The following is a 24,181-nucleotide window of genomic DNA, read 5'->3' as shown; positions in this document are numbered from 1 at the left end:
GACATATTTGAGTTATAACATTCGATAAATCCTCTAAGATTTATCTACAAACCCATTTAAAAGGGGGGAATTAATGAACCTAGGACTGAAGCTCATTACCACTATGCTTCTGACCCTGTTCGTGCTTATGGCACCGGCACAGGCCAAGTATGCATCCCTAGTGATTGATGCACACACTGGCGAAGTTCTTTACAGTAGAAATGCAGATACGCGTAACTACCCTGCCTCTTTAACAAAAATGATGACCCTCTACATGGCATTTGATGCCTTGGAAAAGGGTAAGCTAACCATGAAACAAAAGCTGCCTGTATCAAAACGTGCCGCCGGAATGGCGCCGTCAAAGCTTGGCTTAAGATACAAAGGCACAATTTCTACCAAAGACGTTATTATGGCTTTGGTAACAAAATCTGCCAACGATGCTGCTGTGGTCATGGCCGAAGCTATCGGTGGAAAAGAAACAACGTTTGCCAGAATGATGACAAAGAAAGCACATTCTCTTGGCATGACGAGAACAACATTCCGCAATGCCTCTGGCCTGCCAAACCGGGGTCAACTGAGCACAGCTCGTGATATGTCAAAGCTTGCGATTGCGTTGAAGCGGGATTTTCCACAGTACTATCATCTGTTCTCAACACAAAGTTATAAGTACAAAAACAGATCCTACAGAAACCATAACAAGTTGCTAGCCAGCTATCAGGGAACAGATGGTATAAAAACAGGTTACACGCGTGCCTCTGGTTTTAATTTGGTCGCTTCAGTTGTTCGTAACAATCGTCGACTGATTGGCGTTGTGTTTGGTGGGAAAACGGGTCGCTCTCGCGATCGCCATATGAAAGAGATTCTGGACAAAAGCTTCAAACGTGTCGGCATTACACAGGTTGCCAAGTTACCCGCAGCCCCAAAACGTAATCCTCGAAGAGAAAGCGTTTTTGTATCCGCACCACCACTGCCGAAATCCCGCCCAGTCTTAACAGCGTCAACAGATCTCTCTTTACCAGGACAAATTGCAGCTATTCAACCTGATAGCAGTGCAGTGCAACCAATATCAGATTGGGGTATTCAAGTCGGTGCTTTCAGAAAGTATGAACCAGCAAAAATGGCTGCGGATCAAGCTTTGGCACAAATTAAATCAACCCCTACAGGCACCCAGGTACATATTCAGCAGGTTGATAAAGCCGATGGCTCTCTCTACCGCGCCCGTCTGAAAGGTCTTGATGAAATTGCAGCACGCAATGCTTGTCGTGAACTCAAGCAACAACGCATGTCATGCGTCGCCGTTCCTCCAGGATTATTTTAAAGGGACTGTCTTTCGCAAAGAAATACAAAAAGTTTCCTATTCTACACGCCCTTTTTACAGAACAAAAAAACTGACACAAAATCTAATTTGGGTCAGTTTTTTATTGTTAAATAAAGACTCTGTTGATCAATCCGGAATGGCAACACCACTCTTGTGAAGTTGGTCCGCGAGTTGTTTTCGTAAGCGTTTCAAACCGTCTTCGCTAGACGCCTCACACCGCGCGACCAAAACAGCCTGGGTGTTTGATGCTCGTAACAACCACCACCCATCATCAGTATTCACGCGAACACCATCTACAGAGACAACATCAGCTTTTTCTTCAGCTAAGCGTGCTGCCACTTCTTCCACAACACTGAACTTGCGTGTATCTGCACATTCAAACCGCATTTCCGGCGTATTCACGGCCTTTGGCAGAGACTTTCTGAATTCAGCCAATGACAGTCCTTCGTCTTCAATAATGTTCAAAACACGCACTGCTGCATAAAGAGCATCATCATACCCATAATAACGATCAGCAAAGAAAAGGTGCGCAGACATTTCACCTGCAAAAGGTGCGTTGAGTTCAATCATCTTTGACTTGATATGTGAATGTCCTGTCTTCCACATAACAGGCTTGCCGCCCGCTTTTTCAATTTCATCAAAAAGAACCTGGCTTGCCTTCACATCAGCAATAACAGTTGCTCCCGGAAGATCTTTGAGAACACCTTTGGCAAGGAAGAGCATAATCTGATCTCCCCACAAGATTTCACCTTCCGCATCAACCAACCCGATACGATCGCCGTCTCCATCAAAAGCAATTCCAAGATCAGCTTTATTAGTCGCGATTGCCTTTTGTAAATCCACAACGTTTTCCGGTACGGTTGGATCAGGATGATGATTAGGAAAAGTTCCATCAATATCAGCAAACAGAAGCTCATGCTGCCCCGGCAATTTCGCAGTAAGCGATGTCATAGCCTCACCAGCGGCACCGTTCCCTGCGTCCCAAACGACTTTTAGGCTACTTTGTTTAAACTGAACTTCTTCCAGAAGGCGTGCAATATAGGCATCAAAAATAGGGTGTTCAATATAATCACCTTTTCCCTCTTCAAAATCACCCGACTTCGCGATCCTGTCGATTTCCTTGATTTGTTCCCCAAAAAAGGCCTGCTTATTCTGAACCAGCTTAAATCCGTTATGATTACCCGGATTATGAGATCCCGTGATCATTATGCCACCATCGACAGGTAGGGTATAAGCAGCAAAATATAGCATCGGCGTAGGCCCGCGTCCCACTCCGTACACAGTAACCCCTGATGCTACCAGCCCCTGCGTGAGTGCATCAGCCAAATCTGGTGACGACGTTCGCCCGTCATAGCCGACAGCAACTTTATCGCCGCCAGCACGTCTTATTATCGTTCCAAACGCGCGCCCAATAGCAATTGCATCGGCAGAAGAAAGAGTTTCGCCGATAATACCTCGGATGTCGTATTCACGAATGATTGTCGGATCAAAATTATACAAAGCGGTCTCGTTTAAGATAAGGTTTAAATTTTATTCAGCAGAAAATGCAGACAGCGGGCGACCAACACAAAGATAGTCAAAACCAGCCTCTTTCATCTCATCAGGATTATATATATTTCGAAGATCAACCATCACAGGGGATTTTAACAATCCTTTGACACGATCAAGATCAAGACGACGGAATTCATTCCATTCTGTAATAATTACCAGAGCATCAGCGTCACTCATAATTTCATAGGCATTTTGGCCATAAGAAACATCAGTTAAGAGTTCTTCTGCTTCTGCCATCCCTTCGGGATCATACGCACTAATTTGTGCACCCTTTTCCTGTAGAAGAGGAATAATATCAAGGCTTGGAGAATCACGCATATCGTCTGTATTCGGCTTAAAGGTAAGTCCTAGGACAGCGATTTTTTTACCGGCAACTGAACCGCCGCACTGAACAATAACCTTCTCGGCCATCTGACGCTTGCGCGCACTGTTATAAGAGATAACGTCTTCGACAAGACTTACCGGTGCACCAGCTTCCCGTGCAGTATAGGCAAGGGCTTGTGTATCCTTTGGAAAACACGATCCACCATAGCCAGGTCCAGCATGTAGGAATTTTCGCCCGATACGACCATCAAGGCCAATGCCTTTGGCAACTTGGTGGACATCAGCCCCAACCTTTTCGCAAAGATCTGCCATCTGGTTAATGAAAGAGATCTTCGTCGCAAGAAAAGCGTTACCTGCGTATTTAATCAGCTCTGATGTCTCAAGCTTCGTAAAGAGAATTGGTGTTTCAATCAAGTACAAAGGACGATAGAGTTCCGCCATAATATCTTGCGCGCGCTTGGTTTCTGCGCCAATTACAACCCGGTCAGGACGCATGAAATCATTAATCGCAGCGCCCTCGCGTAGGAATTCCGGGTTGGAAACCACATCAAAATCCGCATCTGGTCTTGTTTCGCGGATAATACGCTCAACAGCGCGCCCTGTTCCAACAGGTACAGTCGATTTGGTTATAATGACCTTATAACCATCAATAACTTCAGCAATTTCTTTTGCCGCCTGATAAACATAAGAAAGGTCCGCCTGACCATCATTTTCACCCGGAGGTGTACCAACAGCAATAAAAATAGCATCGGCATCTTTGGCAGCGGCAGCAAGATCAGTAGAGAAGGTTAGACGTCCAGCTTCAGAATTGTTTTTTACGAGCGTATCCAAACCAGGCTCGAAAATCGGGATTACGCCTTTTTTAAGGCCTTCGATTTTGTTCTCATCTTTATCGACACAAACAACGTCAGTCCCGAATTCAGAAAAACACGTCCCAGATACCAAGCCAACATAACCTGTACCGATCATTGCAATACGCATTTAATACTCCTAGAATACCTAGTGACAGGGAATACCCAGTGACAGGTATATACCCCGTAACAGGCGTTATTTATCTTTTTATTTTGTATATTTGTTCAAAATATCACGCATTCGACCACCAAGATCTTCGCGCTCCAAAGCAAAAGCAATCGTTGCTTCCAAGAACCCGGCCTTGCTACCGCAGTCAAATCTGGTTCCTTCAAATCTCAAGCCGTGAAAATCAACGTTATCAAGGGTTGCAGCCAGAGCATCGGTAAGTTGAATCTCACCGCCTGCCCCACGCTCTTTTTTGTCAAGCTCACGAAAAACAGACGGATCCAACACATAACGTCCAATAATAGAAAGAGTCGATGGCGCAACTTCTGGTGCTGGTTTCTCGATAAGACTTTTAGCCTTTGCCAATGGACCATTTTCAGAAACGACGTCCAAAATACCGTAACGGTTTGTCTGTTCCCTCGGAACATCCATAACCGCAACCAAATGTCCACCTGTGTCCTGATAACTATCAATCATTTGCTTAAGACAAGGTGTCCCGGCCTGAATAAGGTCATCCGCGAGCAAAACCGCAAAAGGTTCATCCCCAATTGCATTTCTGGCACACCAGACAGCGTGGCCTAATCCTAATGGCTCTTGCTGGCGCATATAGGTCACACTTCCTGCTTCCAGAAGCAGGCTTGCCAAATCTTTCAGCTCTTTTTCTTTGCCACGGCTTTCAAGTACAGCTTCCAGTTCATATTCACGATCAAAGTGGTTCTCGATTGCTGTTTTTCCACGCCCGGTAACAAAAATAAACTCTTCTATTCCAGCAGCTTTCGCTTCTTCAACAGCATACTGAATCAAGGGCTTATCAACCACAGGCAACATCTCTTTCGGCATCGCTTTGGTTGCTGGTAAAAATCGGGTACCAAGACCCCCGACAGGGAAAATCGCTTTACGAACGGGTCGGCGCATAGATGCCGCACTCCTCATTAAATTAAAATCAGTATGTCTTTGCCACAGTATAAATAGAAACTCAACCAGAGCGGTTTAAAAGAATATCCTTGGCTCGATTGACCTGAGTTGCGAGGTAAGTATTTCCTCCGTGATCAGGATGTAACTTCTGCATCAGTTTACGGTGCGCACTTCGTATTTCATCATCTGATGGCTCTCCTGTTAATCCCAAAACTTCCAACGCCTTCGTTCTATCCATTTGATCATCAAAATCATGCTCTCGCCCTTCTCCATGGCTTTTAGAAGCAACTTCAGGCTCATCATTCCAATCGGCCCCAAAACGTCTTGCAGCATAGGCAAATAGTAACTCAGCAGACTTCGTATCTTCTATGGAATAGATGCGGTGCAATTGCTCAAGCACCACAAGATCCAGCTCGGATAACCAGTACCCTTCACGTTCTCCCGTTAGGATCAAACCATCCATATCCCCACTATCATGATCCAGCTTCATTTTCAAAAACCTGGTAACGACTTCAGAAATTTGCCCTGACGTTCCACCAGAAGCCGCCTTCATACGCGAAAACAAAGCCCTCCAACGCAAGATAAAAGGAAGCAACAAAGGTACGGCAGCGAGAACTAGAAATATCCGCCCGGTGAATAGCAAGAATAGGGCGATAAAGAGGCCAATTATGGCAACGACAATTTTGATTGTTTTTAATATTGTAGCCGGATTGGCGCGACTGAACCACTGAACCAGAAAGAGAGCCCCCAGAAACAACCCAATGCCGAGTATAAAATAGGCGATCACGTTAGAAATATCTCCGTCCAATTGAAAAATTAATAATCATGCCACTCAAGAGCATCATGATAACCACTAATGTTCCATTACTCTGGAATTTGTGAGAGTAATCTTGTCGATGTACCTTTGTTTTTTTGTGAATAATCAACAAGGGCTTTTCGTCCCCCTGCCGCAAAAACGGCAACTGCGGTTAATAAATCTTTTAACTGTTGTGCGGCACCCTCATCAAAAGGGCAATATGCACCACCCGACAACCTTGCAAACTGCTTAAAGGCAGTTGCAACAACCGGGTCATTGCCTTCATGGAACATAAAGCAAGGTAAACCATGCAAACCGAGCTGCCCCGCGAGATGACCAAGAGTATCAATATCTTCTTCCATGGCATCACCAACAAAGACCATTGCATTCACTTTTTTCTCATTTGTTTCTTTAAGCGCGCGCTTAAATACTTTTTCGATTTGAGTGTTACCCGCCAGGCAACTGACAGATGTCATCAAGCGGGACAAATGGGGAGTGTCCTCAACCCAACCCGATGCCTTGCATTCACGGAACCCCCGATAGAAAACCAATTGAATTTCAAGCCCGCCAACATTTCTGGCCTCTTCGAACATCATTGCTTGAATGTGGCAAGCATGATCCCAAGTCATCTGTCGACTTGCAGTCGCATCCAGAGCAAAGATCAAACGTCCTTTTGTCCGTGTTGTTTTCGGCATGTGCGACAGCTTATTCAAAAACAGATCAACCTCTTGATCCGTAGATCTTTTAACAGCAGAAACAGATTTCTCTTTTCTGATAACTGATTTCTTCTCGGACACAGAAAGCTCCTTTGCCAAGCCGATCAGTAAAATTTCATGGCAATACTATATATAGGAACTTACAAACAAAAACATAGCTTCTCATTCTCTAAGTAGAGACCTCTTCTTTATCCAAACCAATCGCACTCAAGAGAGATCGTACTTCCTGACGCGCAGCAACGTGGCTCATACTCATGGTAACACCAGTTCCTTTTTCATCCAGATCAAGGAGTGTCAGTCCCTTGGGAAACAGTTCTCTGAAGATAACACGCTCTCCAAATCCTGATGCCAATCTGAATTGCAAACGCTTGGCTAAATGTTCGAGTAAGACTCCCATATCCCTTTTATTCTTAGCATCAATATGGGAAAGGCGGTTTCTCATCACGACCCAGTCAATTGGCTTTTTTCGCTGAACAGCCCGCTGTTGGCGTTGCTCCCATACCATTTGACTATAGGTGCTTGGGGTCAATTTTAATTCATCATCCTGAACCTCGACCTTCGCCAACATATCCATATCCAGAAAACTATCATTCAGGGGGGTAACTAGAATGTCCGCATAGCTATGTCCAAGGCGCGAGAGATAATTGTCACTTCCGGGTGTATCAAACACAATAAAATCCCGGTCCCAGAGTTCAGTCATCGCCTTTTCAAGATTAGCTTTATCTTCGACTTCACTTGCTTCTGTAGTTAATGCCTGAGATCGATATACACGTCTGTGTTCCGGCATCGGGATAGAGTTATTAGATGATCCATTCGCAAAACTCGCTCTATTTTCAAGATAGCGGGATAAGGTACCCTGTCGCGCATCCAGATCAATCGTACCTACCCGATAGCCTTCCCTGAGAAGAGAAACAACAAGATGCATTGTCGTGGTGGACTTACCCGACCCCCCTTTTTCATTACCGATAACGACAATACGGGGCCGATGTTGCTTGTTCTGCTCAGTCATAAAAATCTATCTACTTCAAAATAATCACACTAAAAACCTATATGCCTTTTCAGCATTGATAAGGCCACAATGAATAAAACAAATTCAGCATATTTATACACTTTACCGCCCCCATTTTCTCACAGCAATCTTACAATTTTAATTTTTTTCTTGCTGTTTTCCATTTGAAAGACGAATGCTGTCATTCGCTCAAAGTTTTGACTGGATTTTATAATGCGCGCACCAACCCTATGGGATTTCATCCTGCTAACATCACTGGCAGCCATTTGGGGATCCGCATTTCTGGCTATCAAAATTACTGTTGAGGATATCCCCCCTGCGACCATTGCAGCTGGCCGTTTACTGATAGCAAGTATTGTCATTTATATTTATATGCGTTCCCGATCTCTTACCTTGCCGAGAGATAAAAAGTTCTGGAACCAGATCATCTTGATTAGTTTTTTCAGTATGGCTGCGCCCTTTACGATGATTAGCTGGGCTGAACAGTTTATCAGTTCCGGTCTCACAGCCATCTTAATGGCAACAGGGCCTCTTATCGCCTTGATACTTTCGCACTTTTTCAGCATTGATGATCGTTTTACATTGTTTAAATTTTTAGGTGTTCTCGTTGGATTTTCTGGTGTAGTCGTTGTTCTTGGATTAGAAACCTTTTCAAGCATTGGGGATAATTTTTACGCCCAGATCATTACGATGTTTGCTGCTATGTGTTATGCCTGTTCTGGAATTTTGGTGCGACGCGTAAAAGAGAAATCCAATACAGTCATCACCGCCTCCATCCTGATCTCGGCAACCGTTTTGATCCTTCCCGTTAGTTTGATTTTTGAAACACCTTGGGTTGCGATAGCGGCAAGTGAAACAAATGCCATTTTGGCGCTTGTATACTTAGGGCTCATTCCAACGGCTATTGCTTTTATTCTCAGATTTTACCTGATCAGAGAAGTAGGGGTCACTTTTGCATCTTATGTTGGATATCTCGTTCCGTTTTTTGGCGTTTTATGGGGGGCCTTATTTCTCAGTGAACGGTTACCTCCTGCAACAATGATCGGCCTGTTACTCATTTTATTCGGTATTGCCGTTAGCAGGGTAAAACTTAAAAAATCTATCCCGAATTCGTAAAGCCGTTTCCAATAAAAAATGCCGGGAAGCTTTAGAGCTCCCCGGCATTTATAGATAAAGATCTAATCTGACACTTATGCGCTTTTGATCTCTCGTAAGAAATTCTGCACTTGAGAGTTCAGACGATCCCCTTGCGTTTTCAATTCATCAACCGCTGTCATCACCTGATCAGAAGCCTGACCAGATTTTTCCGCAGCCTGGCTCACGCCGGAAATATTTGCAGAAACCTCTTGGGTTCCCCGCGCAGCTTCCTGTGTATTACGAGCAATTTCCTGTGTCGCAGCACCTTGCTCTTCTACCGCAGCAGAAATCCCCGACGCGATCTCGTTGACCTGATTAATAATATTGCTGATGCCTTCGATATCGTTAACAGCAGAACCAGTCTGACGCTGCATCGTCGCAATTTGCTCAGAGATTTCTTCTGTGGCTTTACCTGTCTGATTAGCTAGTGACTTAACCTCTGAAGCAACAACGGCAAAACCTTTACCCGCTTCTCCGGCACGGGCAGCTTCAATCGTTGCATTCAAAGCAAGCAGATTAGTCTGCTCCGCAATGTCATTAATCAGATGAACAACTTCACCAATTTTCTGCGCAGCATCAGATAGCTCCTGAACAGTTTGGCTTGTTTTGGTTGCTTCGTTAACAGCACGGCTGGTCACATCAGCAGAATCCATCACTTGTCGGCTGATCTCATTAATCGACGCGGATAATTCTTCGGCAGCCGAAGCCACTGTTTGCACATTAGTCGACGCCAAATCAGATGCAGAGGCAACTGCAGCAGACTGTGCTTTTGTTTCATCAGAAATAGTTGACATTGTCGAAGCTGTTTCGCCCATACGACCTGTTGAGCTCTGAAGCCCGGAAAGAACTTCTCTTACTTCACCATCAAAACGTTCGGCCAACTCTTCCAAACGTTTAGCACGAGCTTCACGCTCTTGACGTTGCTCACGCCGTTCAGCTTCATTACGTTCATTTTCGATCAAGTTTTCTTTAAAGACCAGAAGTGATCGTGCCATCTCACCAACTTCATCACGATTATCTACAGCAGGAATATCAACATCTTTATCCCCTTCTGATAAACGCGTTGTTACATTGGTGATTGAGCGAATAGGACCAGTCAGACTTCGTAGAACAACAATCCCTATTGCTATCATCAAGATGAAAATCACAATGGCTGCACCGATAATAAGGCTGCGGATAGAAGATGCATTTTCATCCGCTTTCAAAGAAACTTTTTTGACGTCAGCGGAAACCAGTTCAACATCGGCTGATACTTGAGCAACACGGTCTGAAATAGCCATCAGCTCTACTTTACTTAAATTGGCCATTTGGGTAATAGGGTCTTTTAATTTGCCGAAAGCCTCAACCAAACGATCTGTTCCGCCATCAAAACTTAGTGTTGTCTTGGCAAAATTTTCAAAATCAGTCAGGTAAACTTCAACCATTTCCTGGATTTTTTTCTTCTCTTTTTTTGATAACAAAGCATATTTCACATTACGCAGGAATTTTTTCCCTTGTTTGAGGACCGCTTTCATATCGTCCTGTTCATGCGTAATAATAAAGGTTTTTTCAACCGTCCTTATCGCCGTCATTTCGCCGGCTAACTTTACCAAATAAGGCGCTTTTAGACTATCTTCGATCGCAAATGCTGAATTATTAAGCTTACCCTTTAGACCCGCATTTTTTGTCATGCCCAGGGTTGATTTATCCTGAACAACAACGCCAAACCCATCTTCATAAGCCCTTAGTTTTTCTTCCAAATCCAGCGCCACAGCTTTGATTTCTTCGTTCGTTGCGTGTTCTTTCAGCTCTTTTATTTTGACATTAACGATATCCATTTCTTTGAAGAAGAGATCTTCAAATTTGAGATCACTCTTGAGGAGAAAGTCTTTTTCATTTAGCGCAAGATGATTGATCGTGACTTCAATCTCATCAACTAGCTTCTGAACATACTGGGATTTTTTTAATAAATTTTGATCAGTAGCCAGCAATTCCTGACTTTGTGTTAATTTTACCTGATTCTGTGCCAATTGATCGCGGCTTTGAGACAAAAGAACATCGCCTACAAAATAAATCGCACAGATAACCCCCAGTGCAACAATACCCAATAGCATCAAAGATGATATGCGGGTGGTTAAAGAGAAGTTTCCAAGAAACGTCGTCCGGGGCGCCTCTTCTAGCTCTTGTTCTTCTGAATCCAGGGTTTCTGACCTATTCAGATCATCTCCGGCTTCTTGTGCTTCTTTTGCACCCTCTTCAAGGTTTTCTTTCGCTTGAAGATCATCTGGATTGGCTTCATCAATGATAGCTTCTTCTTGGCTTTCATTCGTATTTTTGTTTTGTTCTTCTGACACGACCTTACCCGACCTCACTTTACAAGTCTCTTTATGAGAGAATAATACTATTGCTTTTGTAACAGTTAAGACGATTATTCGTGGGGAGCGTTAACATAAGGTATACCAAAAGCTAATAATTCCTGAATCTGCGAGATAAGTTATAAAATGTTAAAAAAAGATCGCGTTGAATACATAAATAAGCGTCTGAAAGAGATTTATCCTACCTTACCGATTCCACTTGACCACACTGATCCCTACACTTTATTGGTCGCGGTTCTGCTGTCGGCACAGTGTACGGATGAACGTGTGAATAAAATTACCCCCGCCCTTTTTGCACGCGCAGACAATCCCTTTGATATGGCAGAAGTACCTGTTGATGAGATCCGTGAAATTATTAAACCCTGTGGTTTATCTCCACGTAAATCGAAAGCAATATCAGAACTATCAAAAATTTTAATTGAGAAATACAACGGCGTAGTTCCCCAGTCGATGGAGGCATTGGAAGAACTTCCTGGGGTTGGCCATAAAACAGCCGGGGTTGTTATGTCGCAAGCTTTTGGTGTTGCGTCTTTTCCTGTTGATACCCACATCCACCGCCTCGCTCAACGCTGGGGATTGACCAATGGTAAAAATGTGGAACAGACGGAAAAAGATCTAAAACGTGTATTTCCAAAAGACCGTTGGAACGACCTACATTTGGAAATCATTTATTATGGCAGAGAATACTGTTCTGCACGTGGATGTGATGGCACAAAGTGTGAAATTTGCACGACTTGCTATCCAAATAGGACCAAACCGATAAAAACGAAAAAATCATAAATTAAAATTAATCAAACTTTAGAACTCCTGGCGATACCTCTCATCTGTAACTTGCTTTTAAGAGAGAAATACACAAATCTAGAGAACAAATTATCGCTTTTAGGTTCATAAAAACGATTTTATTCATTGGGGGAATTATGACTGAATATATTGTTCTTGGTATTGTTGTTGTCGCTGCATTTTATGCCATTACCGTTTATAACGCGCTCGTGTCAGGCCGGAATTCTGTAGAAAACGCATGGAAACAGATCGATGTGCAGTTAAAGCGTCGTCTCGATCTGATCCCAAATCTTCTTGAGACAGTCAAAGGCTTTATGGCTCATGAGAAAGAGGTTTTGATGCAGGTAACCGAAGCCAGAACACGTGCTTACAATGCCGATTCAAAAAGCGAAGCCATCGAAAGTAATAATCTACTCTCTAATGCAACGGCAAATTTGCTCGCCGTTATGGAAAACTACCCTGACCTAAAATCACAGGAAAGCGTGAGCGATCTGACCGAAGAATTAACATCAACCGAGAATAAAGTCGCTTTTGCCCGCCAACACTATAACGATATCGCAACATCACAAAACAACCGTATACAACAGTTCCCTTCCAACATTTTTGCTTCGTTCTTCAAGTTCAAGCTTGAAGATCTTTGGGAACTTGACGAAGCCACGCGTGAGGCGGCTCAAGAACCACCCAAAGTATCGTTCTAAGATATCTCCCTTTTATCAAGGTTTTGATTGATGTCTTCAGATACTTTTAAACTGGTCTCAACTGACTTCAAATCGGCACAAGAACGTAACAAACGAAATTCGTTCCTTCTGTGTTTAATAATGACTTTCACAGCCACGTTTCTTGGCTACACTTCAGGCTGGGCGGCTGAAATCTTTACTGGTTCACACCCAGCATTAATAACTGCGCCCTATGATGCAGACATTTTTGAATTGCTAAAGTTAACAGCAATAAGTGATTGGGGAATCTCTGCCGCAGCGGGAATGATTGTTTTCTCGATCCTGGCCTTGATCTGGACCTATTTTTTTGCAGATCAAACATTGCTCAAAATGAACGACGCCTTTGAAACAGATCCCAAGTTTTACGAAGATCTACACAACATCGTTGAGGAAATGGCCATCGCCTCTGGCCTTTCTAAACCCACAGTTTATGTCATTGAAGATGAAGGCATGAACGCCTTTGCCACCGGCCTGCATCCTGACAAAGCGGCCATTACGGTGACAACAGGGCTTTATAACGCAATGTCACGCGATGAACTTCAAGGTGTTGTTGCACATGAAATGGCCCACATCCTGAACCGGGATGTTCAGTATGCTGTTCTCGTTGCCGTTGGAGCCGGGCTGATTGCCGTCTTTGCCGAAATTATGCTGCGCATGAGTCGCATCTTCTTTTCCACAGGCTCCTCACGATCAAAAAAAAGCAATAAAGGAAGTGGCGGCGCGCTACTACTTATTGTTGGCGTAGTCTGGCTACTTGCTGCCATTCTTGCTCCTCTTGTCGCCTACATGGTTAGAATGGCAATATCCCGAGAGCGGGAATACCTCGCCGATGCAACCGCAGCGCAGTTAACAAGAAACCCAAAGGGGTTAGCGTCCGCGCTAAGCAAGATTGAAGGGCATTCAAATTTGAAAGAAAAAAATACTGCGACAGAGCACCTTTTTATCATCAATCCCAATCGATCTTTCAGTGAACTTGCCAGCGACTTAACGTCAACCCATCCGGCCACATCTTTACGTATTGAACGCTTGATGAATCTAAAATAGGTCTAATTGATCTGAAAACTTTACAGTTTTCCTAAAAGCTCTTATTCGTCAGGAAGCAAGAATGTTCCATACTCAACTGCAATTTGATGAGGTCCCTATGAGCTTTTCAGGAAAAACTGCCATTGTCACAGGCGCAGCCGGTGGTATGGGGCTTAATATCGCCCTAGATCTCGCAGATCAGGGGACACATGTTGTTCTTATAGATATCAAACCGCCCTCTATTAATCTTCAAGAACACAAGAACAAAGACTTAATCTCCTTCGCACAAGGGGACGTCACTGATTCTGATTTTATAAAAGGTGTCATTGAAAAAGCTTATGTTGAAACAAGTCGACTCGATTACCTTGTCAATGCTGCTGGTGTTTTGTGGTTCGATAAAGATCGCTCAACAGAGGAAGTAGATTTGGATGCGTGGGATCGCATCATGGAGATTAACTTAAAATCCATGATTATTACCTGCCGCCATGCTCTTCCCTATATGCGCAAAACTGGATCAGGCTCTATGGTTCACATCGCCTCTGTTCAAGCCATGCGTGGGGATGATAAACCGCAAGTCGCCTATCAGGCGTCAAAAGCCGGCATTATTTCCCTCTCGAAGACTGTCGCACTGGAAGGGGCAAAAGATAACATCAGATCAAATTCAATCTTGCCGGGTCCGACCGTATCCCCGATGCAGGAAAGATGGGCTGAAGACCCAAAAATCCAGCGCCTGACAGAAAGCGTTATTCCCCTTGGGCGCGCAGGAACAACACAAGACATAGCCAACGCAACACTTTTTCTTTTATCGGACAAAGCCAGTTATATCACAGGCACAGAACTGGTTGTAGACGGCGGATTATTATCCCGCCCCTAGAAATTGATGAGGTAAAATAATCAAGGGGCTGAAACAAACAGCCCCTTGATTTGCCCATAGGTGCACAACACATGCACACTGCTTCCCGGGATTACTCCCGAAACCTTTTATTCAGGCACGAACATCCGTTCTATTCTTATCGCCACCAAAAGCTTCAGCAAGAAGCTTTCGAACGCCATCTTTACCTTCAAATTCTGGACCGTCTGCTCCGTTGAAAAGTTGACCAATAGGCACCAACAAATCAGCTTTCAAGCGTGTTAGCCCGTCATCCCCATTTTCTTTTGCAGGAATTTCTTCCCGATCACGGATTGTTAACAATGGGCCATCTCTAAAGAGAGGAGCCAACACATTTTCATTTTCTTCTTTTTTATCTTTTGGCGGTGGTGAGACTAACTTACTAATTAACTCGCTAAGACCAGCGCCCTCATTGTCAAGTAACAGATTATCTCCGGCTTCGAGAAGATTCCCTCCCTCAAGTCCATTCATAACTTTACCCAAAAGCGCATTTGCTCCAGCAGCTGAGCTAGATTGTGCCACTGCCGTTGTACGCGTAACTTCAGCCTGCACAGATGCAAAGCTAAACGACAATTCGCCTGTCGTATTGTTTACGTAGATGTCTAGGGATTGCACAGCCAAATAGCTTTGCTCTCGTGTACCCGATGCAACGCCATCAGCCCCGGCATAGGAAATTGCCGTTCTTGAACTTTGAGCGACGGACTGTTCAAAAGAAAAGCTGAACTCATCTGAATTCTTCGCGGACTCTTTAATTGAGTTCACAAGATTTTGTGCAAACTCCAAAGCAGCCTCTTTTGTATTTCCCAGTCGCTCAAATACTTCAGAAAGTGTTCCAACGATAGAATCAAGAGCTGCCCCCAAAGTACGTTGAACAGCTTCGGAGGGAGACAAGGCATCTGACTGAGTATCATCACCCTTATCGCTGTCTCTCAAAAAGTTTTTTGGAACATCAACAGTATCATCAACCACGGGTCGTGATGACTGCCCTGCAGTGTTTTCAATATTTGCGCCTTTGGTCTTGTTTTGATCAGCAAGTTCCTGTTCTCGAAGACCACGTAGTGTATCAAGACCTTGTTGTAATAAGCCTAGTGCGGAAAGAGCCATTTTCTCCTCCTGAGGTCGCCTCAACCTTAAGCTTAATAGCCAAGTATGAGGATCGAGCTACATGCTCCGACAATATATTTTCAACATTTAATATAAATCTTTATCATTAACGATTTATTAACGTCCATACGCATGGAAATTATCATTCTATATCAAAAAGATAAACTCAACTAATAAATCACACCGACTACATTATATCAAAAATTAATTAAAATGTTTTCTTGATTACCAACCCCTAAAACCATTCAAAATACGACACAAAAATCCAATACCCGACACGCAACCACTACTTTGCAATTGACAGTCGTAATATTCGCGTCAGAATAGAGTATATTGGATACCATATCCAATATATGATGAACTTTATAAGATGAGAGCGGAAAAATCCGCCACTGTTGTTTTAAATCAAACAGATAAGAAAAATTAGCAGGGAAGAAATTATCATGAAAACAGTTCTTTTTGCTGCAGCCGCAGCATTGTCTGTTGGTATCATAACGCCAACTTTAGCTGTTGAGCGCGGCGGCACTTTAACATTTGCACGCTACGACGATTCAACACTCATTGATCCAGTTTATGCAGACCGCAATCCGGACATCTGGATGGTCTCAAACCTCTATGACACGTTATTAAGAACTGAAGCCGATGGTAAAACGGTCGTCCCGGGACTCGCCTCACAATACAAGCTTTCAGATGACGGGCTCACGCTCAGCTTAACACTTCGCGACAACATTCACTTTTCTGACGGAACAGATGTTGAAGGTAAAGACATTGTCTTCTCATTGAACCGCGCCAAAAATCCAGAACTTGGTCCTTGGGCTGGACTGCTTGGATCAATCGACAGCGTGACTGCCGATGGCAAAAACATCACGATCAAATTAAAAAACCCTGATCCCACGATTATCCTTATGATGGCAACATTTAATACCGCTATCGTTTCGAAAGATGCTTTCGATGCTGCAACAGGAGCCACAGATCAGGAAAAGGCACAGGCCATCAGCAATGCCGATCCTGTTGGTTCTGGTCCTTTTGTCCTCAAAAGCCACCAACGCGGCTCTTCTATGGAATTTGTCGCCAACAAGCATTACTGGCGACAAGGTGAAGATGGTAAAGCCCTGCCATATTTGGATGGTATTGATTTTGTCGTTATTCCTGACGATGCCACGCGTATCTTAAAATTACAGGCCGGCGAAGTAAACGCAGCTGAGTTCATCCCTTTTGCCCGCGTTGCAGAACTTAAAGCTGATTCCAACATCAATATGGAGCTATTCCCCTCAACAAGAATTATCTACAGTCCCATCAACACCCGTGAGAAAACAGCTGACGGGCAGGATAACATCCTTGCAAGTAAAGAAGCGCGTCAGGCCCTTAACTATGCAACCAATAAAGATGCATTGATTAAGCTCATCCTACATGGAGCAGGGAAACCTGTTACCTCTGGCTTGATGGCATCAACAACCCAACTCGCGACAGGTACTGAGGCACTTTATAAGTACGATCTTGCAAAGGCCAAAGAACTCGCTGCCAAAGCAGGTATCAAACCGGGAACTGAAATTTCACTGACCACACTCGCAGGTTCAGCAGATGATTCCATTATCTTTACCGCTCTACAGCAGATGTGGTCTCAGATAGGCGTTAAGCTATCTGTTGAACAAGTTGACGGGGCAACACGCGGTGACAAAAATCGTTCCGGTGATTTCGACATTCACACCTATGGTTGGGTCAACGACGTAAATGACCCGGCACAGGTTGCTGGTTGGTTGGGCTATTACCCAACACGTAAAGCTGTTGGAACAGGCTGGAACAACCCAGAATTCAATAGCCTGTACGAAGCATCCAACAAAGAAATCAATCCAGAGAAACGTGCTGAACAATACGCAAAAATGCAGTCTCTTTATGCCGAAGAAGCACCGCTTCTCTTTATGTATGAGACACCTTTTGCGGTAGCCTTGGATAACAAAGTCAAAGGTTACGTTCAGACCCCACTGGGAAGTAATGAATTCTCATCCACCTGGATTGACCAGTAATTGGCTTTTTCAAGCTGGTTAGCTCGTATCCCTACAACTCATGCAGGTGCCTCTTGGCACCTGCACTGCGAGAATTAAATTTTGTCTTCAATAACTTACTTACTTTCACGTTTATTACAGATGATCCCGACCTTTTTTCTGGTCATGATCATTATCTTTCTCCTTGTACGGCTTTTACCCGGGGATCCAGCGATTGCCATGGCTGAAGCCAAGGCAACAGAAGCGCAGATTGAAATACTTCGGGAACGCATGGGTTTAAATGAACCGCTGTGGACGCAATTCTTTATTTTTGTTCGCAACGTTCTCACGGGTGATCTCGGGCAGTCCATCCTGCTTAAAGCACCAGTCGCCACAGTTATTATTGAACGCCTCCCCGTGACGGCGTTTCTAACAATATATGCGGTTCTCTTTTCCATTATTATTGCCGGGCCTTTAGCTGCCATTGCCGCACTAAATAAAAATAAGCGCGCTGACATCCTGATCCGTGGTGTATTCCAAATCGGACTTTCCACACCGGTTTTTTATATTGGCCTGTTGCTGCTCACCTTTCTTGCCGCTTTTTTAAGATGGTTTCCTGTTGGGGGCTATGGTCAAACTTTCTGGGAACACATGTATCACCTGTTGCTTCCCGCCTTAACTGTTGCTCTCTACACCTCGGCCATCATTATGCGCAATCTGCGCTCTTCTATAATTGAAGTTATAGATGCCGAATACGTACAGTTTGCACGTGCAAAAGGATTATCAGAGGGTCTTATTCTCTGGCGGCATGTACTCCGTAACGCTCTGGTTTCAACTGTAACACTTCTGGGACTGTCCATCGGCAATCTCATGAGTGGGACATTGGTTACAGAAACTGTGTTTGCTGTCCCTGGTGTCGGGCGTCTGATGCTCGAAGCTATTTTTGCCCGTGACTATCCACTGATACAGGGTCTGACACTCACCTTTGCCGTTCTGGTATCTATCGTTTTTCTTCTTACAGACATGATCCAGTCCTGGCTGGACCCGAGGCTTCGCCCATCATGACCTATGCACCTTATGCCCAAAAACGGCGCTTTGCTGTCTTTAAATTTTTTCAAAGAATGCAGCCCGGCTTTATTGTCGGTCTGACAATTCTTTCCCTGTCTTTAATTCTGGCGCTATTCCCGTCTTATATAGCGCCTTACGACCCAAATGCATTCGACTTTAATGCGGTTCAATCTCCCCCGTCAGACCTCCATTGGTTTGGCACCGATAGCTTGGGCAGAGATACCCTCTCGCGTGTGATCTGGGCTTATTCCGTCAACATGCAGATGGCTTTTCTTGCCACGATATTTTCGCTCCTCATTGGCGTTACAATTGGTGCGTTGGTTGGCTATTACCGTGGCTTTTCCGATGTTGTTTTCGGGCGCTGTGTTGATGCCATCATCACCTTCCCTTTTTTGGTTCTCGTCATCGCCGTCGTTGCGGTCCTGGGTCCCGGCCTTATCAATATGTACATTGCCATCACGGTTGTTGGCTGGGTCTATTACGCCCGGCTAATGCGTGCAGAGATCATGGCGCAAATGGCAAATGATTATGCGTCAGCGGGTAAAGTTATGGGGTATTCAGATTCACGGATAATTTTCCGGCATCTTTTACCCAACGCCATTACCCCCGTTATTGTTTATTGGATGACTGATATGGCCCTCGCGATCCTGCTAGGTTCTTCACTTGGTTATCTCGGATTGGGCGCGCAACCGCCAGAAGCAGAATGGGGTGTGTTGATTGCCGAAGGCAGAAACTTCATCACAACCGCATGGTGGCTCAGTCTTATGCCCGGTATTGCTATTGTCATTACAGGCTTTGGCTTTTCTCTCGTCGGTGACGGTGTCGCCGACTTGCTTAGACCAAGAGGTTAATATGTTCCAACAATCTTCCTCTTCTGATGTAAAAACAGGCCAACAGAGTACGAAGAGTATCCGGTATACTTCCAAAGCACTCCCCCTGCTTGATGTCCGAAACCTTTCAACATCATTTGGACATGACACAGAGAAACTACTCGCAATTGATGATGTTTCTTTCACTGTTGCCCCCGGCGAGATTTTGGGACTGGTAGGAGAAAGCGGATCAGGGAAAAGCATTACCTTGCGTTCTATCCTTGGTCTAACCAAACGTTATGGGCAGGTAGAGGGCAAAGTTCTTTGGAAAAATCAGAACATGAATATCATGAAAAACAAAGAACTACGCCGTATTCGAGGTAGTGAAATTGCCATGATATTTCAGGAACCGATGTCTTCCCTCAACCCACTATTAACTGTCGGATTACAGATTGACGAGAACCTCAAGGCACACACAAAGCTCTCAAGATCAGCACGCAAAAAAAGATCAATCGAACTTCTCGATCTTGTGGGTATTCCCTCTGCCGCTGATCGCCTTGATGATTATCCCCATCAGTTTTCCGGGGGTATGCGTCAACGGGTGATGATTGCCATTGCTCTGGCTTCAGAACCAGAGCTCCTGCTTGCCGACGAACCAACAACGGCTTTGGATGTTACGATCCAGCAGCAAATTCTCGATCTCATCCTCGACCTGTCCAAAAACATGAATATGTCTGTAATCATGGTAACTCATGATTTAGGCGTTGCCGCACAAACTTGCGATCGAATTGCCGTCATGTATGGCGGCAAACTTGTCGAGGTCGGACCAGTAAGAGAAATTTTGCGTAACCCTCAACATCCTTATTCCATCGGTCTTTTAAGATCAGTACCTGAGGATGTAGCCCCTCGTAGTGAGCTATATTCCTTACCCGGCATTCCCCCAAGTTTGGCTGATCGTCCGAAAGGATGTTGCTTTGCACCACGCTGTCCTGCCGCAATGACCAAATGCGTAACTGACAGGCCTGAGCTTCAGCAAGCTGGAAACAGCTGCTCTGTTGCTTGCTTTAACCCACAAACGATTACATCTGGGAATATCGCGTGACTGAAAATACTTCTCTGCTCCACGTCACCAATTTGTCACATCAGTTCAAAATTGATCCCTCTATTTTTGATGTCATTCTGCGTCGTCCCTCACGATACGTAAAAGTCTTGAACGGTATTGATCTTAATCTTGCGCGCGGTGAAACACTTGGCGTTGTTGGTGAATCTGGTTGTGGTAAATCCACGCTTGCACGTTGTCTCGTTGGTCTTTATCCACTTCAAAACGGCGAGATTCTCTTTAATAACCAGAATGTATCTCATAAAACCCGCGCAGAACAACGAGACTATAATCGTCGGGTTCAGATGATGTTTCAGGATCCTTACTCATCTCTAAACCCAAGAATGACTGTCGGTCAGGTTCTCCACGAAGCACTCTCGGTACATAAGATGAGATCCGAAACTGAAATCCCTGAACGGATAAACGAACTGCTGGATCTTGTTTCCCTTCCCAGAGATGCCGCCGATAAGCTGCCGCATCAATTCTCAGGCGGGCAGCGCCAGAGAATTGCCATTGCTCGCGCCTTAAGCGTTGAACCTGAAATTCTGATTGCTGATGAACTCGTCTCTGCTTTGGATGTGTCCGTTCAGGCACAGGTTGTTAATCTGCTTCTCGATTTGCAAGAACGTCTGGGACTGACCATTCTTTTTGTCGCACATGATCTTCGTCTTGTCCGTCATGTTTCTCATCGCGTTGCAGTGATCTACCTTGGCTCAATCGTCGAAATCGGATCGTCAGATAGCCTTTTTGCCAACCCCATACACCCATACTCCCGTGCTCTTCTCAATGCAGCACCATCAATTGATCCGGATAAAAAGAACACCACGGCACCGCTCACAGGGGAACTTCCCAGCCCCTTAAATATCCCCAGCGGCTGTGCATTTCACGGACGCTGCCCCCATGCGACTGAGATTTGTAAAAAAAGCAAACCAGAACTAAAGGCACTGGACGGTCATGGTGAAATTGCCTGTCATCACGCAAAAGAACTAGCTTTGAGCTAGGTAGTGATCCCGCTAATCACGAAGAGATCTAGTACTTTCAACGAAAATCCGTATTAAAGTATTGAACGGAAGCTTTTGATAAAGAGCTTTCCTAGGCCATAAACATAAATTGTTACGGTTACATACCATCTTAGCCATGCGTTTTTTGCGTAGAGCCATGCGTAAAATGCATATCTGGGCTTCCTCTGGCACATCTTGTCGCAGCCTCAACTTCCCTTTAAGAAGATCTCACAAAATACTCCACAACACCAAGGAGAGCCCCTTCCATGAGCCAATTGTTAAAATGTATTTCACCTGTAGACGGATCCGTTTACGTAGAACGTTCGCTATCAAGCGATCGCGATATTCAGACAGCCTTGGATAAAGCCGTCGCAGCCCAGAAAAGCTGGCGCAAAGTGCCAATTAGCGAAAAGCAAGCGTTGCTAGGCAAAGCTGTTGATTATTTCGTTGCCAACAAAGATGCCATTGCCGAAGAAATTACCTGGCAAATCGGTCGTCCGATTTCTCAATCCCCCGGCGAAATCGGTGGTTTTGAAGAGCGTGCGCGCTATATGATCGACATTGCCCCGGAATCACTCGCAGATCAAAATGTTGGTGATAAAGAAGGTTTCACACGCTTTATCCGCAAAGAAGCCTTGGGCGTTGTTTTTGTTGTCGCCCCTTGGAATTTCCCGTTGATGACAGCGGTTAACTGCATTGTTCCCGCTCTTTTAGCTGGTAACACAGTTCTTCTGAAACATGCAGCTCAAACACCACTTTGCGCAGAACGTTTTAGTGAAGCTTTCAAAGCAGCTGGATTACCAGACGGTGTTTTCCAACACTTGCACATGAGCCACGACAGTGCCGCTAAACTAATCGGTTCTGACGGTGTTGATTTTGTCAATTTCACTGGTTCCGTTCCTGCCGGGCATGCCATTCAAAAAGCTGCTTCTGGACGCTTCATTGCCACAGGCCTTGAGCTTGGTGGTAAAGACCCTGGCTATGTGCGTACGGATGCAAATGTTGCCTATGCAGTCGAAAGCCTGGTTGACGGCGCTATGTTTAACTCTGGCCAATCCTGTTGTGGTATCGAACGCATTTATGTGCACGATTCTGTATATGATGACTTCGTATCCGGCGCAGTTGACCTTCTGAAACAGTACAAACTTGGTAACCCGACAGATACAAATACCAATATGGGTCCAGTGGTTAAAACCAGCGCAGCAGAATTTGTACGCGGTCAAGTTGCCGAAGCAGTTAAATCAGGTGCCGAAGCTTTGATTGATCCCGGTTTCTTTGCTGCTGACAAAGAAGGCACTCCATACCTTGCGCCTCAACTCGTCGTTGGCGTTGATCATTCCATGCGTGTGATGAACGAAGAGAGTTTTGGTCCGGTTGTTGGTGTGATGAAAGTTTCTTCCGATGAAGAAGCTATCAAACTGATGAACGACAGTGAGTTTGGATTAACCGCTTCCATCTGGACAGAAGATGCAGACGCTGCCTTGGCAATCGGTGATGACATCAACACCGGCACATGGTTCATGAACCGTTGCGATTACCTTGATCCCGCACTGGCCTGGACAGGCGTTAAAAACTCTGGCCGCGGCTGCAGCTTGTCCAAAGTTGCTTACGAACACCTGACTCGTCCAAAATCTTTCCACCTGCGGACGAAAATTTAAGGTTTGATCTGTCCTGAAATATATTGACGGTTTTAGGCCGGAACAATTAACAGTAAAAGGCCCGAATGCTGCGTTCGGGCCTTTTATACTTTGGCAACCTATTTAGATAGTAACCTCTATCCAAAGTATGTATTTTAATCTGAAAGATGAACTGATCACATCGCCCCGTGCTAATACAGCAGTGACGTATGATCAAAACAGAAAACATTATCACTACGGATTTATCATATTGAGTAATAATCCCTTAGAGCGTGTTCGTCCCGAACTTATAGATAATGAACAACTGGTTTGGGCTGATCGCCCGGTCAGTGAGCGTTTTTACAGAAAGAAAATCAAAGCCGCCATCGCCGGAAAAGTCATAATCGGCTTTATCGCGTTATGGATACTCGGTGTAACTTACACAAGCTTTTCCAGTGGTAACTTGCTTGGCCTCTCCCTCGTTATTTTTGCATTGCCGCTTCTGTTTATAGTCCGGAAACTAATGAACAAACCAAAAGAAGCCAGACAGCGTGCAGAACAAACCTATTATGCCATTACTGACAGGCGGCTATTGATAATCAACGATTACAAAAGAAAGTCGGTCGAAAGTTATGACCTGGATAAAATTGAATTTGTAGAACTCGCAGAAAATAAAGACGGTACGGGAAATATTTATTTTACCAAATCAATGATCACAACCACTTCTAGCAATGACCGCGACAACAATTCATCCCGGAAAAAGACAACAAGAGAAATTAAAAAAGGCTTCAAAGGAATATATGACGCAGAAAATGTCGAGCGAGAAATTAATCAGCAACAACTGCTCTTGAAATAAATTTGTTGACCATTTTTGAGGCAGAAAACGCATCAATACACTTTCGATATCACCCCAATCTCTGGCGCCCCCCCCCAACACAAGAAATATTAGGCCATCACCACTGCTGCACAGAAACTAAT

Annotated in this window: 21 protein-coding genes; 13 read left to right on the top strand and 8 right to left on the bottom strand. The window is 44.6% G+C overall.

Annotation, left to right across the window (positions count from 1 at the left end):
* Positions 1 to 73 precede the first annotated feature (73 nt).
* Positions 74 to 1,297, top strand: coding sequence for a D-alanyl-D-alanine carboxypeptidase (locus WH96_RS16765; protein WP_047765377.1), 1,224 nt, complete (start codon positions 74 to 76; stop codon positions 1,295 to 1,297).
* A 126-nt stretch (positions 1,298 to 1,423) separates the two neighbouring features.
* On the opposite strand, the gene pgmG is transcribed toward WH96_RS16765, so the two are convergent.
* From pgmG to WH96_RS16735, 6 genes are all read right to left on the bottom strand, one after another.
* The gene (gene pgmG / locus WH96_RS16760) at positions 1,424 to 2,797 is read right to left on the bottom strand and encodes a phosphoglucomutase/phosphomannomutase PgmG (RefSeq protein ID WP_082130546.1); all 1,374 of its coding nucleotides are present in this window, start codon (positions 2,795 to 2,797) and stop codon (positions 1,424 to 1,426) included.
* Between the two features lie 30 nt (positions 2,798 to 2,827).
* Positions 2,828 to 4,153, bottom strand: coding sequence for a UDP-glucose dehydrogenase family protein (locus WH96_RS16755; RefSeq protein WP_047765375.1), 1,326 nt, complete (start codon positions 4,151 to 4,153; stop codon positions 2,828 to 2,830).
* Positions 4,154 to 4,231: 78 nt separating this feature from the next.
* Entirely contained in the window at positions 4,232 to 5,104 is an 873-nt protein-coding gene (gene galU / locus WH96_RS16750) for a UTP--glucose-1-phosphate uridylyltransferase GalU (protein ID WP_047765374.1), read from the bottom strand.
* Positions 5,105 to 5,165: 61 nt separating this feature from the next.
* A complete protein-coding gene (locus WH96_RS16745; protein ID WP_053006075.1) occupies positions 5,166 to 5,891 on the bottom strand; it encodes a J domain-containing protein in 726 nt (241 codons plus the stop codon).
* 77 nt (positions 5,892 to 5,968) lie between these two features.
* The gene (locus WH96_RS16740) at positions 5,969 to 6,697 is read right to left on the bottom strand and encodes a VWA domain-containing protein (RefSeq protein WP_245629503.1); all 729 of its coding nucleotides are present in this window, start codon (positions 6,695 to 6,697) and stop codon (positions 5,969 to 5,971) included.
* Between the two features lie 88 nt (positions 6,698 to 6,785).
* A complete protein-coding gene (locus WH96_RS16735; protein ID WP_047765373.1) occupies positions 6,786 to 7,625 on the bottom strand; it encodes a division plane positioning ATPase MipZ in 840 nt (279 codons plus the stop codon).
* 213 nt (positions 7,626 to 7,838) lie between these two features.
* Here WH96_RS16735 and WH96_RS16730 point away from each other — a divergent pair, with 213 nt between their 5' ends.
* Positions 7,839 to 8,741 carry a DMT family transporter gene (locus WH96_RS16730; RefSeq protein ID WP_047765372.1) on the top strand — a complete coding sequence of 301 codons (903 nt, stop codon included), beginning with the start codon at positions 7,839 to 7,841 and terminating at the stop codon, positions 8,739 to 8,741.
* A gap of 74 nt (positions 8,742 to 8,815) precedes the next feature.
* On the opposite strand, the gene WH96_RS22445 is transcribed toward WH96_RS16730, so the two are convergent.
* Positions 8,816 to 11,095: a methyl-accepting chemotaxis protein gene (locus WH96_RS22445; protein ID WP_053006072.1), complete on the bottom strand. Its 2,280-nt coding sequence runs from the start codon at positions 11,093 to 11,095 to the stop codon at positions 8,816 to 8,818.
* A 147-nt stretch (positions 11,096 to 11,242) separates the two neighbouring features.
* Between WH96_RS22445 and nth the strand changes: the two genes are divergently transcribed.
* The 4 genes from nth (at position 11,243) to WH96_RS16705 (ending at position 14,509) form a co-directional block, all read left to right on the top strand.
* Entirely contained in the window at positions 11,243 to 11,896 is a 654-nt protein-coding gene (gene nth, locus WH96_RS16720) for an endonuclease III (protein WP_047765371.1), read from the top strand.
* Between the two features lie 137 nt (positions 11,897 to 12,033).
* Positions 12,034 to 12,594 carry a LemA family protein gene (locus WH96_RS16715; protein ID WP_047765370.1) on the top strand — a complete coding sequence of 187 codons (561 nt, stop codon included), beginning with the start codon at positions 12,034 to 12,036 and terminating at the stop codon, positions 12,592 to 12,594.
* Between the two features lie 30 nt (positions 12,595 to 12,624).
* The gene (locus WH96_RS16710) at positions 12,625 to 13,656 is read left to right on the top strand and encodes a M48 family metallopeptidase (RefSeq protein ID WP_053006070.1); all 1,032 of its coding nucleotides are present in this window, start codon (positions 12,625 to 12,627) and stop codon (positions 13,654 to 13,656) included.
* Between the two features lie 61 nt (positions 13,657 to 13,717).
* The gene (locus WH96_RS16705; protein ID WP_204248224.1) at positions 13,718 to 14,509 is read left to right on the top strand and encodes an SDR family NAD(P)-dependent oxidoreductase; all 792 of its coding nucleotides are present in this window, start codon (positions 13,718 to 13,720) and stop codon (positions 14,507 to 14,509) included.
* 111 nt (positions 14,510 to 14,620) lie between these two features.
* On the opposite strand, the gene WH96_RS16700 is transcribed toward WH96_RS16705, so the two are convergent.
* On the bottom strand, positions 14,621 to 15,628 hold the full coding sequence (locus WH96_RS16700) for a hypothetical protein (RefSeq protein WP_047765369.1): 1,008 nt from the start codon (positions 15,626 to 15,628) through the stop codon (positions 14,621 to 14,623).
* A 443-nt stretch (positions 15,629 to 16,071) separates the two neighbouring features.
* Between WH96_RS16700 and WH96_RS16695 the strand changes: the two genes are divergently transcribed.
* The 7 genes from WH96_RS16695 (at position 16,072) to WH96_RS16665 (ending at position 24,059) form a co-directional block, all read left to right on the top strand.
* Positions 16,072 to 17,652: an ABC transporter substrate-binding protein gene (locus WH96_RS16695; protein WP_047765368.1), complete on the top strand. Its 1,581-nt coding sequence runs from the start codon at positions 16,072 to 16,074 to the stop codon at positions 17,650 to 17,652.
* Between the two features lie 81 nt (positions 17,653 to 17,733).
* Positions 17,734 to 18,675 (top strand): ABC transporter permease, encoded by a 942-nt coding sequence (locus WH96_RS16690; RefSeq protein ID WP_047765367.1) that lies wholly within the window; start codon positions 17,734 to 17,736, stop codon positions 18,673 to 18,675.
* Complete coding sequence (locus WH96_RS16685; protein WP_047765366.1) at positions 18,672 to 19,529, top strand: ABC transporter permease; 858 nt, start codon at positions 18,672 to 18,674, stop codon at positions 19,527 to 19,529. Before WH96_RS16690 ends, WH96_RS16685 begins: the two co-directional genes overlap by 4 nt.
* A 1-nt stretch (position 19,530) precedes the next feature.
* Positions 19,531 to 20,589 carry an ABC transporter ATP-binding protein gene (locus tag WH96_RS16680; RefSeq protein ID WP_082130545.1) on the top strand — a complete coding sequence of 353 codons (1,059 nt, stop codon included), beginning with the start codon at positions 19,531 to 19,533 and terminating at the stop codon, positions 20,587 to 20,589.
* A complete protein-coding gene (locus tag WH96_RS16675) occupies positions 20,586 to 21,587 on the top strand; it encodes an ABC transporter ATP-binding protein (protein WP_047765365.1) in 1,002 nt (333 codons plus the stop codon). Before WH96_RS16680 ends, WH96_RS16675 begins: the two co-directional genes overlap by 4 nt.
* 266 nt (positions 21,588 to 21,853) lie before the next feature.
* Complete coding sequence (locus tag WH96_RS16670) at positions 21,854 to 23,245, top strand: aldehyde dehydrogenase family protein (protein WP_047765364.1); 1,392 nt, start codon at positions 21,854 to 21,856, stop codon at positions 23,243 to 23,245.
* A 229-nt stretch (positions 23,246 to 23,474) separates the two neighbouring features.
* Positions 23,475 to 24,059, top strand: a complete 585-nt coding sequence (locus tag WH96_RS16665) for a hypothetical protein (protein ID WP_156176836.1) — start codon at positions 23,475 to 23,477, stop codon at positions 24,057 to 24,059.
* The last annotated feature ends 122 nt before the right edge of the window (positions 24,060 to 24,181 follow it).

The sequence above is a fragment of the Kiloniella spongiae genome (assembly GCF_001026905.1).
GTDB classification, from domain to species: Bacteria; Pseudomonadota; Alphaproteobacteria; order Kiloniellales; family Kiloniellaceae; genus Kiloniella; species Kiloniella spongiae.
The sequence above is the reverse complement of the archived record's forward strand: the minus strand, read 5'-3'. Positions and strand labels throughout refer to the sequence as shown.